Source organism: Myxococcales bacterium, from assembly GCA_016712525.1.
Classification (GTDB): Bacteria; Myxococcota_A; Polyangia; order Polyangiales; family Polyangiaceae; genus JAAFHV01.
Window position 1 is genome coordinate 1,177,455 of the sequence record JADJQX010000008.1, and the last position, 16,808, is coordinate 1,194,262.

A 16,808-nucleotide genomic window follows, 5' to 3' on the forward strand; every position below is an offset into this window, starting at 1 on the left:
CCGTGCTAGTACGGGTAGCCCGTGTTGGGTCTCCTCGCTGCCGTCTTGTTCATCGCGCTCAACGGCTTCTTCGTGGCCGCCGAGTTCGCGCTCGTCAAGGTCGGCACTACGAACCTCAGCGCCAAGTCCAAGCGCGACCCGAAGTTTCAGCGCGCCGAGCTCGTGGTGTCGAACCTCGAGCGTTACCTCTCGGTCACGCAGCTCGGCATCACGCTCGCGAGCCTCGGCCTCGGCTGGGTCGGCGAGCCGGCGATCGAGCACCTCTTCGTGGCCGCGGTCGCCAAGGCCACGGGGCACGAGCCGAACCAGGCGCTCACCATCGCGGCGACGGCCATCGCCCTCACGTTGCTCACGTTCGGGCACGTGCTCTTCGGCGAGCTCATCCCCAAGCTCATCGCGATCCAGAAGTCCGAAGAGACCGCCCTCTCGGCCGCGGGGCCGCTCCACCTCATCTTCGTCGTCTTCCGCCCGCTCCTCTTCGTGCTCGAGGCCTCCACCAAGGTCCTGCTGCGCGCGCTCGGCATGAGCGCCGACGCGGCGAGCGAAGGCAAGCTCTCGGAGGAAGAGGTCATCGGCATCCTCGTCGCGAGCGCGCAGAAGGCCCCCGAGGGCAAGCACAAGGCCGAGCTCGTCGAGCGTGTCATCCGCTTCTCCCAGCGGGCCGCGCGCCACGCCATGGTCCCCCGGGTCGACGTCAAGTCGATCCCGATCGAGACGACGGGCAAAGAGGCCGTCAAAATCCTTAGGGATCTCCAATACTCCCGCATCGTGCTCACCAAGGGGCGCTCGCTCGACGAGGTGGCCGGCTACCTCTACGCGAAGGACGTCTTCCTGAGCGAGTCGGGCATCGAGAACGTGCACCTCGACACGCTCCGCCGCGACGTGCTCTTCGTCCCCGAGCAGAAGGGCCTCCTCGACCTGCTGCGCGAGATGCAAAAGACCCAGATCCCGATCGCCGTTGTGGTCGACGAGTACGGGGGGTCGAGCGGCATCGTCACCTTGGAGGATCTCCTCGAGGAGATCGTCGGCGAGATCCGTGACGAGTTCGACGAAGAGCCCGCGCGCATCTCGCGCGTCGGAGAGACGAACGCGTGGGACGTCGACGCGCGCGCCGCGATGGAGGAGCTTCGCGCCATCGGCATCGAGGTCAAGGCCGACGTGGCCGCCGAAGCCGTGGGCAGCATCGTGCAGGAGCGCATCGGGCGCATCCCCCACACCGGCGACAAGACCGACCTCTGCCCCGGCGTGACCGCCGAGGTGAGCGGCATGAGCCGAAGGCGCATCACGAGCGTCCGCATCCGCGTGCTCCCCGAGGGCGGGGCGTGACCCAAGAGCCTGCGCCTCGGCCAAGCTGGCTCCGGGTGCTCCAAGTGCTCGCCCTCGTGCTCGGCGTCGTGTCGCTCGTCGTGAGCTCGCGCCTCAGGCTCTCGGGAGACCTCACGGACCTCTTCCCGAAGGGCCCCGAGGCCGAGGCGCTCGCGACCTTCACGCGCGCGTTCGGGGGCGGCGACGTGGGCCTCGTGCTCGTGCGCGGCACGTCCGCCGACGAGGTGACACTCGTCGCCAAGGAGGTCTCGAAGCGCCTCGAAGGCAAAAAGACGGTCGCCCGCGTCGTGGCGAACATGCCGGAGGCGAAGCCCGTCGACCCGACCCTCGCGTGGCTCCACGCCGGGCCGAGCGCACGCGCGGAGCTCGAGCGCGCCCTCTCCGACGAGGGCATGCGAAAACGCCTGCAGGATACACGTTCTCTCCTGCTCGCCCCGGCGGGCTCGGGCGACGCCGCGGAGCTCGTCCGAAAGGATCCGCTACGGCTCTCGATGATCCCGTGGGAGGGACGGGCCGAGCTCGCGGCGGGCGTCGTGGCCGACTCCGACGGCAGCTTCGTGGCCGACGGAGGCAAGGCACGGCTCGTGGTCCTCGAGCCCGTGGGTCGCGTCTTCGATCCGGACGCCGCCGAGGGGTTCGTGAAGGAGGTCGAGGGCGAGCTCGCTGCGGTGAGGGCCGCGCACCCGGGCACGACGCTCGATCTCACGGGGGGGCACGCCGTCGCGTACGCGACCGAGCGCATGATTCGTGAGGATCTCTACCTCAGCACGGCGCTCTCGTTCGTGCTCTCCGCGGTGATGTTCCTGGTCACGTTCCGCCGCGCGAGGGCGCTCGTGGCGGTGCTCCCTCCCCTCATGCTCGGCACGGCGTGGACCACGGCGGTGGCCGCCCTCGTCTACCCGAGGCTCTCGTCGCTCTCGGTCGCGTTCACGTCCGTCGTCGTCGGCGTCGGCGTCGATACCGGCGTGCACGTCTACGGCGCCCTCCTCGACGCGCGCAAGAAGGGGCACTCTCCGGCCGAGGCGGCGGAGATCGCGCGGAGATCGTCGGCGCGCCCCACGTTGACGGCGGCGCTCGTGGCGGCCCTCGCGTTCGGAGCGCTCGGCATCTCCGACATCGCCGCCCTCGGTCAGCTCGGCGTGCTCTCGGCCGTCGGTGAGGTCCTCACGGCGATCGCGATTTTGCTCTTTTCTCCCGACGTGGGCGCCTACCTCGAGAGACATCCCCCGAAGCTCCCCAAGGCGCCGGCCTGGATCGGAGTGGCATCTTCACTCACACGCGGCCGCACCCGCGCGCGCGTCGCCATGGCGGCCCTCCCGGCCCTCGTTCTGGTGCTCGGCGTCGTGGGGTTGCCGCGTACGGGAGAGGCCGTCGTCGCGCTCCGCCCTTCGGCCCTCGCTCCGCTCCGCACGTCCGACGCCATCTACGGGCTCTTCGGGGGTAGGCCCAACCAGTGGGTGCTGCTCGCCCACGACCCGGACCTCCAGAAGGCCGCCGCCGAGGTCGACGCGGTCGCCGAGGCGCTCGAGCCGCTCGCGAAAGACGGGACGATCGACGGCTTCGACGCGATGACCACCTACGTGCCCTCGACGGCGACGCAGCGCGCGCGGCTCGCCGCACGTGACGCCTTGAACCTGCCCGAACGGGCAAAGAAGCTCCGCGCCGCGCTCGACGCCGAGGGCTTCGACGCCGAGGCCTTCGGCGAGGCCATCGCGTCTTTCGAGCACCCCAAGAACGACACGATCACGATCCCCGAGGGCGACCGCGGGCCGCTCTCCATGGTCGTCGCGCGGCACGTCCAGAAGTACCAGGGCGAATACTACGTCGCGGCGTACGTGCGCCCGAAGCCCGACGCGGAGAAGGAGCGGCGCCTCCGCGAGACCCTTCGCGGCGCATCGTCGCGCGTGGTCGTCACGGGGTTCGCGGCGCTCGAGGTCTCCCTCAAGAAGACCCTCGTGCACGATCTCCCCCGGATCGCCCTGCTCGCGACGGTGTTCGTCGGCCTCGCGCTCTTCGCGACCTTGAAGAGCGTTAAGGGCGTCACCCTCGCGCTGCTCGCCCTCGTGACCGAGATCGTCATGGTGGGCGTGGCGATGCGCGCCCTCCACATCGGGTGGCACGTCTACGACGCCCTCGTCCTCCCCGTGTTGCTCGGCATCACGCTCGACGAGGTGCTCTTCTTGCTCCACGCCGCCGAAGAGCGCGAAGGGACCGACGCCGGCGCAGGCCGCGACTTCGTCGACGAGGCCCTCGAGAAGCAGGCGCCGCTCTCGACGGCCACGGCGCTCACGACGGCCGCCGGGTTCGGGGCGCTCGTGGCGTGTCGCTTCGACGGGCTCTTCGATCTCGGCGCGGTCGGCGCGATCGGATCGGTCGCCGGCCTCGTGGCATCGCTCGTCATCGTGCCCGCGGGCCTCCGCTTGTGGCCGACACGGCCTGCGAAGCGCACCTGAGCACACACGCCGATTTCGCATTCGTATCGAGCACTTGACCGTCTTCCGAGTGCGGCTCGAGGGACCTCGCTGGCTCGTCGATTTTTTTGCGCAACGAACGGCGCGCACCTGCCGACGAGGGGGCATGCGTCGCACCGCGCGGCGCCTCCCACGAGGTTCGTCATGCCGCGCTCGTCCAGAAACAAGGAACACTGCCCCACTCCGAGCATCGCCGCGCACGCGCGCTCCGTCTCGCTCCGCGCCATCGTCGGCACCCTGATGCTCGCCGGGGCGGTGCACTGCGCGGGCAGCCCTCGCGTCGTCGAGGACGAACCGCCTCCGAGCCCTCGCTTCGAGGTCGTGGAGGCCGACGCCGCTCCACCCGAGACATGCCAGGGTCTCGCGTGCGACGTCGCGACGTGCCCCGAGGGCGAGGAGACGCGTGTCTCCGGGAAGGTCTACGCGCCGAACGGCACACTCCCCCTCGCCGGGGCGACCGTCTACGTCCCGAGCGGCGCGATCCCCGAGCTCCACGCCGGCGCGACGTGCGAGACGTGCGCGGACTGGTTGCCCGAGCGCCCCGTCGCGGTCGCCACCACGGCCGCCGACGGGTCCTTCGAGCTCCGCGGTGTGCCGGTCGGCACGGACGTCCCGCTGGTCGTCCAGGTCGGGAAATGGCGCCGCAAAGTGACCCTGCCCAAGGTCGAAGCGTGCACGGCCCACGTGCTCCCCCGAGAAGCCACACGTTTGCCGCGGAGCCGCGCCGAGGGAGACATGCCACGGATCGCCCTGACGACGGGCGTGTGCGACGACATCGGCTGCCTCTTGCCGAAGCTCGGGATCGATCCGAGCGAGATCGGTGTCCCGAACGACGGGGACCAGAAGCGCGTGCACGTGTACCGGGGCGCGATGGACGCGGCCGATGCCCCGCGCGGGTCGGCCCCATCGTCGACCCTCTGGAGCAGCGCGGCCTCGCTCTCGCGCTACGACATGCTGCTCCTCTCGTGCGAGTGCGGGGAGCGCACCGAGAACAAGGGGCCCGCGGCCAACGAGGCCATGACCCGCTACCTCGAGGGGGGCGGCCGCATCTTCACGACCGACTTCATGTACACCTTCTACCGAGACTCCCCCTCCGCCGAGCTGCGCCGCGCGATCGACGTACGCGGCGGAGGCCACGAGGGAGGCCGCCCGATGAGCATCGTGCCCGGGTCAGGCGGGGGAAAGGAGCTGTCGTCGTGGCTCAGGGCCGCCACCCCCCAGAGCCCCGAGACCGTCGAGGGCCGCGTCGACTTCGAGAGCGTCTTCGAGAACATCGCCTCGGTCGATCCGAGCCGCGCCCGCGTATGGGCGGTCTCGCCGCGCCCGCTCGCGCCCACCTCTCCCCCGGGGCCGCGCATCGTCTCCGTCGACTTCCCGATCGGCAGGTCGGCCGGTGAGCAGTGCGGTCGCGCGGTGCACATCGACGCGCACGTGCACCAACCCAAGGCTGGAGATCGCGTGGGACCCGACTACCCGAAGACGTGCGGTTCGACGATGAGCACGAGCGAGGCGGCCCTCGCCTTCTTCCTCTTCCACCTCGCCGACTGCGTGGTGCCCCCTACGGCGAGGCCCGGCGTGCCTCCGCAGCGATGAAAATGAAACGAGGCCCCCGAGCGATTGCCGGGGGCCTCTCGTGCGAAGGCGCGCGCCGCGGGGGTTCGGCTCAGGGCACGAAGCGCCGGCGACCGATTTTGTTCTTCTCGGCCTCGACCTTCGCGCGCGCCACCACGTCGTCCACGCGGAAGGCGAGGTCCACCGTCTGGTTTTTCACATAAAGATCATAGAGATCCGAGTAGTGCGGCGAAGCCGGGTCGAACACCTGGCCCCCGGGGATCACGTTGCGCGCGACGGGCCCCTTCTCGGGATCCATCATGGCGACGAAGCGGATCGTCGCGCCGGAGCCGTACGAGTAGTCGTCGTCCTCGATGCCGTGGCTCGCGACGTCGACCGTGCCGTCCCCGCCGTGGCGCCCTACCTTCTTCAAGGAGAGCGACTCGAGCGGGAGGAAGAACTGCGGAGAGAGCGTGTGCATCTTGCCCCAGCGCCACGTCGAGGGATCTCCCTGGCCCATCATGACGGCGATGGCGTCGATGGCCGACTGCGCAAGAGTCATCTGCTTCGTCTCGACGGGCACCGTCTTCAGGTTGTCGAACGCGGCCTCCTTCGTCTTGAGCGTCGCCGGGCTCGTGAGGATCGTGGCGAGGAGCTTCAGCGTCGGCGCGCGCGACAGGGTCACGCCGAGCTCGGCCGCCTCGTCACCGAAGGTGTTCTGCGCGAGCTTCGTGGCGAAGACGGCCATGAGCGCGGTGGCCTTGGAGTCTTCGATTTGTTTCGGCGTCGCGCCCTCCTCGGTGCCGGCGGCCGTGTCGAGAGACCACGCCTCGACGAGGCGTTTCGCGTCGGCGAGGTACGCCTTCACGGCCGGCGAGGCCGACGTGAGCATGGGCGCGAGATCGGGGTGCGTGCCCGGAGTGGCGGCCTCGGCCGCGAGCGCGTCGATCGCCGAGACGAACGCGGGGCGGAACGCCTTGCCCCAGTCGGAGATCGCGTCGGCCTGGATTTGCGCCATTTGGTCGCGATCGAGCTTCTTCCCGTCGGCGAGGGCGTCCTTGATGCGCGTCGTGATGCGGCTCACGCGCGTACCGGGATCGTAGTCGGAGCCCATGTAGAGCGGGAACCCACCGACCTCGGGCTCGTTGCCGGGGTCGTTGTCCTTCGTGACGCCCACCGGGTCGGCGTTCGCCGTCACCAGGTAGCCCTTCGCGGGGTTCTTCGCGTGCGGCAAGACCTTCGGATCGAAGAAGCCGTCCCACTCGGCCGAGCCGTCGCCAGGAAGGATTTTCCAGGCCTTCGTGCCCTTCGGCCGGCGGGGCACACGAATGGTCTGCGTCCACGCGATGTTGCCCGTGTCGTCGGCGAGGACCCAGTTCTGACCACCGTGGGTGAAGTTCGCCTCGAGGGCCTTCTGCGCCTCGTCCACGTTCTTCGCGCGGTTCAAGAGCAAGATCGCCTTGAGCAGCGGCCCGGGCTGGTGGCCCGTGTAGCGCACCGACAGCTCCTCCGATTTCAGCGGATCGAGCACACGCGAGCCGATGCGCGGAAGGATCGGGCCGTGGTGAGGCACGTCGTAGAAAGTGACCTTCACGTCGGTGCCCGGCCGGCCCATCGACGAGACCTTGAACGTCTCTTCGCGGGGAGTGAGCTTCACCTGGCCGCCCTTGAAGGTCACGCACTGCCCGCCGCCCGCGGTGCATGGCACCACCGCCTCGCGGTACACGTCGGTCACGTCGATGTAGCTGACGGTGCTACCCCACCCCACGTTGCGGTTCATCCCGAGCGTGACGAGCGGGATGCCCGGGAACTGCGCTCCCATGACGTCGAGGCCGTCTTTCGTGGACAGGTGCGACAGGTAGAAGATCGCCGGGTTCGAAAGCGAGAGGTGCGTGTCGTTGGCGACCATCGCGCGCCCCGTGGTCGACGCCTTGCCGGAGACGACCCAGTTGTTCGAGCCACGATCGGGGTCGTTCTTCTTGTCGATGCCGACGCCCTCGAGCGCCGCGAGCGCGCCCTTCATGGTGCTCATCTTGGGTCGCGCGGCCTTGGATTTCATGGGCTTTCCGAGCGCCGTCGCGCCGGGCACCTCGTTCCACCCGTCGACCGTGGTGGTCGGGTCGAACGGCAATGACCGCCAGTAGTCCTCGGCGAAGCCGACACGTGCCGCCTTCTGCGGGTCGGCGTTGCCGACGAGCTTGTCGGCCTCGGCCTTGTCCCACGTGCTGCGCTCGATGTCGCTCGTCGCGTTGAACGAGAGCTGGAACGCTTGGAGCTCGCCGAGCACGAGCGAGTCGACCTCGGTCCAGGCCTTCACGCTGGGGACGAGGTAGTACGTCTCGAGGCCACCCTTCGGCAGCGCGTACTTCCCCTGACGGAGCGCGTTTTGCCACGCGTTCACGCCCGCCGAGAAGCTCGTCAAGATGGCCTTGAGGCGCTTGTCCTCCGGGTCGGTCGACTCGCTGATCTGCTTCCACGCGGCCTCGGCCGTGGCGCGGAGGTGGTGCGTGCGGTAGCGCATGTCGCTCACGAGGGCGAGCTCGTTGAAGTCGCCCACGATCTCGGCGAGCGTGCCCGAGGCCTGCCGCCGCCCGAAGTCCATCTCGAGCCAGCGATCTTGCGCCATCATGAAGCCCTGGGCGTAGGCCGCGTCGGGGATGTTGTCGGCGTAGATGTGCGGGATGCCCGCGTCGTCGCGGACTACGTCGACAGGGGCCGAGAGCCCCTCGCCCTTCAGCTCTTCGGCGATGGGCAGGGCGGCGAGCGGGTCGACCGGCGTGGGCACGGCGTTGTCGCCGACGGACGCGTCGACCGGAGGCACCGGGTTCGCGGGGTTGTCGTCGCCCGTGCAGGCGGCGAGGATCGCAAGGGCAAAGACAGGCAAGAGGGCTCTTCGCATGCGAGGACCATATCGGGCACGCCGGGTTCGTCAATCACGCGACGCGTCGGCGGAGAACGCACGTTTGCCTGGTGGGCAGGCGCCGCGAGCCGAGCCGTTCGCGATCCTTGCCGCACCGCGTCCGGCGGGCTTGCTCGGGGCCCCGACCCGCGCGAAAAGGGGGCGTGATTTCCCGCGAGAGCGACGACGGCGACCTCGACCTCCTGACCGCACCGATGCGCGACGCCTTCGGCGACGATCCCGAGGCCCTCCTTCGCCGCGATCCGAACCTCGACGATCCGCTGCCGTCGCTGGTGCCGGAGACGGGCATGACGTCGCTCGCGGCCATCGCGCGGGCCTCCGCGTCCCTGCCTCGGGTCGACGTCACGCTCGCCCGAGGCTCGTCGGCGGCGGCCATCGCCGTGACGCTGCTCGAGGCCACGAAGCGGCCCGTCGTGGTGGTCTCCCAAGGCGCTGACGAGTCGCGTCAAATGCGCGACGACATTGAGTTTTTTTCGAGCGGTGGCGAGCCGGTGAGCGTGCTCGTGCTCACGCCGCCGGAGGTCTCGCCGTACGCCGAGGTGAGCCCCGATCGCCGAGGCGAGACGGCCCGAGTGGCGACCCTCGCGCACCTCGCGCGCACGACCGCACGCACCATCGTGTGTGTCGCTGCGCCTCAGCTCGTGCGCAAGGTCGTCCCTCGCGACGCGCTCCGCGCGCACACGCAGCGGGTCGTCTACGGGGAGGTGCTCGACCGCGAGGCCCTCCTGCGCGCCCTGTCCGAGGCGGGGTACCTCCGCGTGCCGCTCGTCGAGGATCCGGGCACGTTCGCGGTCCGAGGCTCCCTCGTCGACGTGTGGCCGCCGGTGGCCCAAGGCGGAGATTTTTCGCGCGACGAGCCCGTTCGCATCGAGCTCGACGACGAGCTCGTCGTCGGCCTCAAGCGCTTCGATCCCCACGACCAGCGCACGAGCAAGGACGCGGACCTCGATGAGCTCTGGCTCCCCCCGGCGCGCGAGGCGATCTTCACGCCGGCGAACGTCGCGCGCGCGAAGGCCCGTATCCTCGACCTCGCCGACACCCATGACGTGCCCACGGTGAAGGCTCGTGGCCTCGCCGACGACGTCGCCACGGGGCGCGCGTTCTTCGGGGCCGACGGCTACCTCCCCACCTACTACGCCTCGCTCGACGACCCGCTCGGCCATCTCCCGGCGGACGCGACCGTGGTGCTCGACGACCCCGAGGCGGTCGTCGCCAGCGTACGAGACGCCCTCTTTCGCGCCACCGAGGACGAGCGGGCCTGCGCGAGCCCCATCAAGCTGCCCCTCGACGCCTTCTTCACGAGCGACGCCCACCTCGCGACCGAGCTCGGGGCCCGCCGCATCGTCACCGTCGGAAAGACCCTCGTGCGCGGCACCGAGGCGCCGGGGCTCTCGGCCTACGAGGTGACCCAGGAGCCCTTCGCCCACGGCTCCCTCGACCTCGACGACCTCAAGTCGGCCATGCAGCGGGCGCGCGCCGCGAAGGGCAAAGGCGCGGGCCTTGTGCCGCTCACCCGGCGAATCGCCCACTTTCGCGAGGCCGGGCTCCGCGTGTTGCTCTCGGCGCGCACGCTCACCCAAGCCGAGCGCATCGCGAGCCTCCTCTCGCACAAGTCGATAACATGCAAACTGCATACGTCTCCCGTGGAGGTGCTCGGGGCCCAGGCCCCGGGTCGCGGCGAGACCGACGTCGAGATCGTGCCGAGCCCGCTCACGCGCGGGGTGATCCTCCCGGCCGACGGGCTCGCCGTGATCACCGAAGAGGAGGTGTTCGGAGGGCGCGCGCACAAAAAGCGGGAGCGGAAGAACAAGGACACGACGCGCCCCTTCCTGGAGGACCTTCGGAGCCTCTCGGTCGGCGATCTCGTGGTCCACGTGGAGCACGGCGTCGGGCGCTACCTCGGCCTCGTGCACAAGCCCGTGGGCGGACACCTCGTCGATCTCCTCGTCGTCGAGTACGCCGGCAAGGACAAGCTCTATCTCCCCGTCTACCGCCTGAACCAGGTGCAGAAGCTCTCCGGCGGCGAGGGCGAGTCGACCAAGCTCGACAGGCTCGGCGGCTCCACGTTCTCGAAGACGAAGGCCCGCGTGCGCAAAGAGGTGCGCCAAATGGCCGACGAGCTCCTCCGCCTCTACGCCGAACGGAAGGCCCAGCTCGGCACCGCGCTCGCCCCGGTCGACGACGAGTACCGCGCGTTCGAGGCGACGTTCCCGTTCGAGGAGACCCCGGACCAGGCGCGCGCGATCGACGACGTGAACCGCGATCTCGAGGCGCCGCGCCCCATGGATCGCCTCGTGTGTGGAGACGTAGGTTTCGGGAAGACCGAGGTGGCCATCCGCGCTGCCTTCCGCGTGGCCATGTCGGGCCGCCAGGTGTGCGTGCTCTGCCCCACGACGGTGCTCGCGCAGCAGCACTTCCGCACCTTCGAGGCGCGCCTCTCGGGCTACCCCATCACCGTCAAATGCCTGTCGCGGTTCCAGTCGAAGCGCGAGCAGGACGAGATCCTCAAGGCGACCAAAGAGGGGAAGGTCGACGTGCTCGTCGGCACCCATCGCCTCCTCTCGAAAGACCTTCATTTCAAGGCTCTCGGCCTCCTCGTGGTGGACGAGGAGCAGCGCTTCGGGGTCACCCACAAAGAGCGCATCAAGCAGATGCGCTCCACGGTCGACGTGCTCACGCTGAGCGCGACGCCGATCCCGCGCACGCTCCAGATGGCCGTGGGAGGTCTCCGCGATCTGTCGCTCATCGCCACGCCCCCCGCCGACCGCCGGAGCGTGCGCACGATCGTGACCCGGTTCGATCCGCAGGTGCTGCGCGAGGCCGTGACCCGCGAGCTGTCGCGCGGAGGCCAGGTCTTCTTCGTGCACAACCGCATCGAGGGCCTCTACGAGCGAGCGCAACGGCTCACCGAGCTCGTCCCGAACGCACGCATCGCCGTCGCTCACGGGCAGCTCGCGAAGACGAAGCGCCGCACCGAGACGGGCGAGAGCGAGGCCGAGACGAACCTCGAGCGCACCATGCTCGACTTCGTCGACGGCCGGTACGACGTGCTCTGCGCCACGGCCATCGTCGAGAGCGGGCTCGACATCCCGCGCGCCAACACGATCATCATCGACCGCGCCGACATGTTCGGGCTCTCGCAGCTCTACCAGCTCCGAGGCCGCGTGGGCCGGTCCCGCGAGCGCGCGTACTGCTACCTCGTCGTGCCTCCGCAAGACGCCATGACCGACGATGCCCGCGCGCGGGTCGAGGCGATCGAGCGTTTCTCCGAGCTCGGCTCCGGCTTCAAGGTGGCCTCGCTCGACCTCGAGCTGCGAGGCGCGGGAGACCTCTTGGGTGGCGAGCAGTCGGGCACGGTGGCGAGCGTCGGGTTCGATCTCTTCTGCCAGATGCTCGAAGAGGCGGTGCACGAGCTCCGCGGCGAAGAGGTCGTCTTCGAGGTCGATCCCGAGCTCTCGTACGACGTCGAGGCCCTCGTCCCCGAGAGCTACGTCGCCGAGGTGGGCGTCCGCTTGTCGCTCTACAAACGCCTGGCCGGCGCGGTCGACGAGGCCCACGTCGAGGACATCGCCGACGAGATGGAGAACCGCTTCGGCCCCCCGCCCGAGGAGGTGCGTCGGCTCTTTCGCCTGATGGCCCAGAAGACCCACCTAAGGCGCCTACGTGTGCTCGGGTGCGAGGCCACGAGCCGCCTCGTGACGTTGCATCTGCGCGAGGACACCCCGCTCGACTCCCGCAAGATCACCGAGCTTCTGCGCGACAAAAAGAGCCCGTGGAAGCTCACGCCCGACATGCGCCTCTCGCGCCGCTTCGAGGGTACGGCCTCGTGCCTCGACAACGTCGACGCCATGCTCGCCGACCTCGCGCGCCTCGAGAAATGACCCGAGTCCCCGAGGCGTCTCGGGCGACGTGGTGACGCGCGCGACTAGCCGAGGTGGCGAATACTCCTCTCCATGAGGCTCCGTTCGATCTTCGCGTTCTCGACCGCCGTGGTGCTCGCCGCGGCCTGTGGCTCGACGACCCGCCCCGAGGTCGCGCCCGAGCCCGACACCGACGCGAGCCCCCCGCCTCCCCTCGAGGATGCGGCGCGCCCCGTCACTCCCCCGCTGTTCGCCGACGCGGGCCAAGGCGAAGGAGGCACGATCGAGCCGATGACCGACGTCGACGTGGTGCTCACGGCCGACAACGCCTACGCGTTCGGCTGGGGCGACGCCGCGCGGGTCGCCACGTACCGCAACGTGACCCCGGCGCGCCTCGCGAGCGAGATCTTCAACTGCCCCATCGGGAACGGCCCCGAGGCGTACGTCGTTCCCGCCGCCGAGGCCCCGCGCGGCGCGTACCTCTACATCGTCGCGTGGGCCGACAGAGCCACGTCGCAGGGCGTGATTGGCCAGTTCCGAAGGCGCGGCGGCGATCCCATCTTCACCGGCGACGGCGCGTGGGAGGCGTGCGCCACCGGCAAAGAGTACAACCCCCAGACGACCGACTTCCCGACCCAAGAGGTCGTCAACACGGAGCTCGCGCTCTGCAACGCCGGGACCGGAGATCGCACGACGACGAGCGCCGGCTGGGTCTCGACGACCGCCGCCATCACCCCGAACGCGGTGGGGCGCGTCGCGTTCGGAGAGGACAACTCCGCGAGCGACGGCGTCTTCCCGATCGTCTGCCAGAAGGACGCGATGGGCAAAGACGGCGTCGACGCGAAGGCCCGCTGGATGTGGTACTCGCCCGACGCGTCCGACCCGTTCCGCTACGTGGGCCCAGGCAACTCGACCCGCACGTTCTTGATCTTCCGCCTGCCCGCCAAGGCCCTCCCCGACCCGCCCAAGTAACCACCGCGCGCCGAATAGGCGTGCAACATCAGGCACTTACCTGCAGTAGGTCTGAATGAGCAGGGGCTTCCTCGGATCACTCGCGGGGAGGTCTTGAGCCTGCTTGCACTTGATCGACACGGTCGGAGGGATGGGCGTCGTCGGCTTCGGCGTCGGCGTGGGAGTCGGCGTCGGCGTGGGGGTCGGGATCGGCCAGAACGTGGGGGTGGGCGTCGGCGTCGGCGTGGGGGTCGGCGTCGGCGTGGGGGTCGGCGTCGGCGCCGGCTTGGTGCTGGGCGCCGTCGGCTTGGTCGTCGGCGTGGGGCTCGTGGGAAGCGCCGTAGGGACCGGCGTCGTCGGGCCGAGCGGAGGAGGCTCGGCGGTGGGCGTGCTGGTCGCGGGCGTGGTGGACGTCGGGGTCGTGTCGGGGGTCGTCGGGGTCGTCGGCAGGACGAGCCCCGTGCTCGCAGGGACCTTCGAGTCGCTCGAGACGTCGATCACACCGGCGCCGATGAGAACGGCGCCGACGCTCACGAAACCGACGACGGCGAGCAGCCCGATGAGCAGCCCTCGTTTGCCGCCCGCCCCCGAAGGAGGCGCGCCGTGATGCGGCGGCGCGTACACTTGGCCGCCCGCCGACGGGGTTCCGAAGTGGGGCGGAGGAGCGCCCTGGGGACCGCCGTAGGGCCCACCGTACGCAGGCTGCGGCGGAGGGGCCGCGGGAGGGACGTACGTGCTCGGCCCCGCGGGAGGCCCGTACGCGGCGGCCGCGGCGGCCACGAAAGGAGGAGCTGCGTCGCCGGCCATGGTCCCGCTCGACACGCGAGGCGCGGCCGGAGAGGCCACGTTCATCTGCGGCGACATCGCCAAGGGCTCGCCCATGAGCGTGCCCCCGGGCCGCGCGGCGGGAGGCGCGGGCGTGGGCGCAGGATCGGGCGCAGGATCGGTCTCGTCGGCGCCGGAGAACGCGGCGAAGAACGCATCGACGGTGGGGAACCGGTCGTCGGGTGATTTGGAGAGCGCCTTCGAGATCGCGCGGCGCATCGGACGAGGCACCGCGGTGCCGTGGGGAGCGCCCTCGATGGGCCTCGGCGCCTCGCGCATGTGCTGCGTCGCCCACTCCCACGCCGTGCTCGCGCGAAAGGGCATCTCGCCCGTGAGCATCTCGTAGGTCATCACGCCGAGCGCGTAGATGTCGCTGCGCGCGTCGACCGCACGGCCCGTGAACTGCTCGGGGCTCATGTACGGCGGCGTGCCGAGCACGGTGCCCTGCTGCGTGAGCTGCTTTTCGTTGATTTGGCTGTCGTTCCGGCGCTTCGCGATGCCGAAATCGAGGAGCTTCACGTAGTCGGTCTGACCGGCCCGCTTGGTCAAGATGACGTTGTCGGGCTTGAGGTCGCGGTGAACGATGCCGCGCTGGTGCGCTTCGGAGAGCGCGCCCACGATCTGCGCGAGGATCTTCTTCGTGCGCTCGGGGTCGAAGAAGCCCGCCTTCGAGAGGGCGTCGCTCAGGCTCTCGCCCTGCACGAGCTCCATCACGATGAAGAGCTGGCCGTCGGGCGAGGTGCCGAAGTCGAACACTTGGATGGTGTGCGGGTGCTCGAGCTCGGCGACCGTGCTCACCTCACGCTGGAACCGCTCGCGAATGGCCTCGTCGTTCGTGAGGTGCCGGTGGAGCGTCTTCAGGGCGACCTTGCGGACGTTCGAGCCGAGGGTCTGCTCGGCGACGTACACGGAGCCCATGCCGCCCTCACCGAGCAGCTTGACGATTTTGTACCGCCCCGCGAACACCTGCCCCACGAGCGGATCCGGCGCGCCGGTCTTCGGCAGGGCCGCGCCGCAGCGGATGCAGTACGGCTGCGAGTCGACGACGGGCGCGTGGCAGGAGGGGCAGTTCACGGCAGGCTCGCTAGGATAGACGACGCAAAGCGCCGTTTCGATCTCGGCTCACCCCGGGGTTTACGAAACTTCGGGCAAGGCGGGAAGCGGCGCGCCCCAAAAACCCGAGAGCCGAGCCGAAGCGGCAACCTCTGCACGACGCGAGCGTGCCCCGACCTACTCAGCCAAAAGCTCGAAATCGTTCTACTTTCCGCAGAACTTTTTGATCATGGTCGCGTTGCCGGACTTCTTGGCGTTCTGGCACATGGGGCTCTCGGTCTGGCCGGGAGCGGGCGTGGGAATGGGCTTCGTCGTGCCGGTGGTCGTGGGCTTCGTCGGCGTGCCCGGGGTGCCCGGTTTGATGGCCGCCTGCGCCGTGCCACCGAGCGTCGGCGTCGTGCCTCCGAGCGGAGGGTGATCGCCGCCCGCCGTGTCCGTCGGGGCTGTGTTCTCGGCCTGGGCCGTGCCGGTGTCGGCCGCGGAGGGCGTGGCCGTCGCCGTGGGGACCACGGTGACCGGCGTTTTGTTGCCGCCCGGCTTCAGCGCGATCACCAAGATGATGATGACCACCACGGCGAGGCCGCCCGCGATGCCCAGCAGCATGCCCGTGTTGCTCTTCTTCTCGGGCTCGCCGCGCGGCGGTGCCATAGGAACGGCCGCGACGGGCGGGGCACCCATCGGCGGCGCGCCCATCGGGGGGCCCATCGGCGCGGCGCCCATCGGAGCACCGGGCGGTGGCCCCATCGGCGCCCCCATCGCGCCCGGCGCCACCATCGGAGCGCCCATTTCGGTCTTCACGGGCGCGCGCCCGCCGCTCGACGGATCGCTCGCCGACACGGGCGCAGGCGCCGCCGCGTTCTGCCCCGTGACCACCTGGCCACCGCCCGTCGTCAGAGCCTCCACGAACTCCTTCGCCGACGCGAACCGGGCCTGCGGCGCCTTCTCGAGGGCGCGCATGATCGTCTGCCGCACCTTCTCGGGGAGGAGCTGGCCGTTCGGCGCGGCCTCGATCGGCTTCGGCTGCGCGGTCATGTGCTTGGTCGCCCACTCCCACGCGGTGTTCGCCTCGAACGGGAGCTGGCCCGTGAGCATCTCGTACGTCATCACGCCGAGCGCGTAGATGTCGCTGCGCGCGTCGATGGGCTGCCCGGTGAACTGCTCGGGGCTCATATACGGCGGCGTTCCGAGCACCATGCCTTGCTGCGTGAGCTTGGCTTCGTTCGGGTCGTTCTCGGAGCTGCGCTTGGCGATGCCGAAGTCGAGCACCTCGACCCAGTCGGTCTGGCCGGCCCTGTCGCAGAGGACCACGTTGTCGGGCTTGAGGTCGCGGTGCACGATGCCGTGCTCGTGCGCTTCCTGAAGCGATCCGCACACTTGCGTGAGGATCTTCTCGACGCGGGCGAGGGGCATCGGGCCCGTCTTCTCGAGCACCGAGGCCACGCTCTGGCCCTTGATGAACTCCATCACGATGTAGAGCAGGCCCTCGGGCGTGGTGCCGAAGTCGAAGACCTGGATCGTGTTCGGGTGATGAAGCTCGGAGACCGTCCCGCACTCGCGGGCGAAGCGCTCTTTGATCTTCTGGTCTTGGGAGAGGTGCTTGTGGAGCGTCTTGACCGCCACCTTGCGCACCGACGTGCCCATCTGCTGCTCGCCGACGTACACGCACCCCATGCCGCCTTCGCCGAGCAGCTCGGTGATCTTGTACTTGCCGGCAATGATCGTCCCGAGCAGCTGTTGCGAGTCTCCGCCTTCGGCTTCCATCGCCCGCTAGAGTCGCACAGATCGTGGGGTCATTTCCATTTCTGCAAGGACCTTGCGCAGACTTCGCCCTCGCCGACCCATCACGCGGCT

7 protein-coding genes and 1 pseudogene are annotated in these 16,808 nt (G+C 69.7%); 5 read left to right on the top strand and 3 right to left on the bottom strand.

Translation table 11 applies throughout. From position 1 onward, the window contains the following. The first annotated feature begins 21 nt into the window (after positions 1 to 21). From IPK71_34580 to IPK71_34590, 3 genes are all read left to right on the top strand, one after another. Positions 22 to 1,326 carry an HlyC/CorC family transporter gene (locus IPK71_34580; GenBank protein ID MBK8218885.1) on the top strand — a complete coding sequence of 435 codons (1,305 nt, stop codon included), beginning with the start codon at positions 22 to 24 and terminating at the stop codon, positions 1,324 to 1,326. Then, positions 1,323 to 3,779 carry an MMPL family transporter gene (locus IPK71_34585; GenBank protein MBK8218886.1) on the top strand — a complete coding sequence of 819 codons (2,457 nt, stop codon included), beginning with the start codon at positions 1,323 to 1,325 and terminating at the stop codon, positions 3,777 to 3,779. Before IPK71_34580 ends, IPK71_34585 begins: the two co-directional genes overlap by 4 nt. Before the next feature lie 162 nt (positions 3,780 to 3,941). Further along, a complete protein-coding gene (locus tag IPK71_34590) occupies positions 3,942 to 5,390 on the top strand; it encodes a hypothetical protein (GenBank protein ID MBK8218887.1) in 1,449 nt (482 codons plus the stop codon). Positions 5,391 to 5,460: 70 nt separating this feature from the next. Here IPK71_34590 and IPK71_34595 read toward each other — a convergent pair whose 3' ends face one another. Then, complete coding sequence (locus tag IPK71_34595; protein MBK8218888.1) at positions 5,461 to 8,247, bottom strand: penicillin acylase family protein; 2,787 nt, start codon at positions 8,245 to 8,247, stop codon at positions 5,461 to 5,463. A gap of 215 nt (positions 8,248 to 8,462) precedes the next feature. Here IPK71_34595 and mfd point away from each other — a divergent pair, with 215 nt between their 5' ends. Together mfd and IPK71_34605 are read left to right on the top strand one after the other, a co-directional pair. Then, complete coding sequence (gene mfd, locus IPK71_34600; GenBank protein MBK8218889.1) at positions 8,463 to 12,149, top strand: transcription-repair coupling factor; 3,687 nt, start codon at positions 8,463 to 8,465, stop codon at positions 12,147 to 12,149. A 72-nt stretch (positions 12,150 to 12,221) separates the two neighbouring features. Beyond that, a complete protein-coding gene (locus IPK71_34605) occupies positions 12,222 to 13,100 on the top strand; it encodes a hypothetical protein (GenBank protein MBK8218890.1) in 879 nt (292 codons plus the stop codon). Positions 13,101 to 13,136: 36 nt separating this feature from the next. Here the strand turns inward: IPK71_34605 and IPK71_34610 are convergent, their stop codons facing one another. Continuing rightward, entirely contained in the window at positions 13,137 to 14,978 is a 1,842-nt protein-coding gene (locus IPK71_34610) for a protein kinase (protein ID MBK8218891.1), read from the bottom strand. Positions 14,979 to 15,833: 855 nt separating this feature from the next. Beyond that, positions 15,834 to 16,718, bottom strand: a pseudogene (locus IPK71_34615) (serine/threonine protein kinase). Positions 16,719 to 16,808 lie beyond the last annotated feature (90 nt).

Excerpts from the sequence above, each read along its gene's own strand:
- IPK71_34605 (MBK8218890.1), top strand. The coding sequence starts at position 12,222 with ATGAGGCTCCGTTCGATCTTCGCGTTCTCGACCGCCGTGGTGCTCGCC.
- IPK71_34595 (MBK8218888.1), bottom strand. The coding sequence starts at position 8,247 with ATGCGAAGAGCCCTCTTGCCTGTCTTTGCCCTTGCGATCCTCGCCGCC.
- IPK71_34590 (MBK8218887.1), top strand. The coding sequence starts at position 3,942 with ATGCCGCGCTCGTCCAGAAACAAGGAACACTGCCCCACTCCGAGCATC.
- mfd (MBK8218889.1), top strand. The coding sequence starts at position 8,463 with ATGCGCGACGCCTTCGGCGACGATCCCGAGGCCCTCCTTCGCCGCGAT.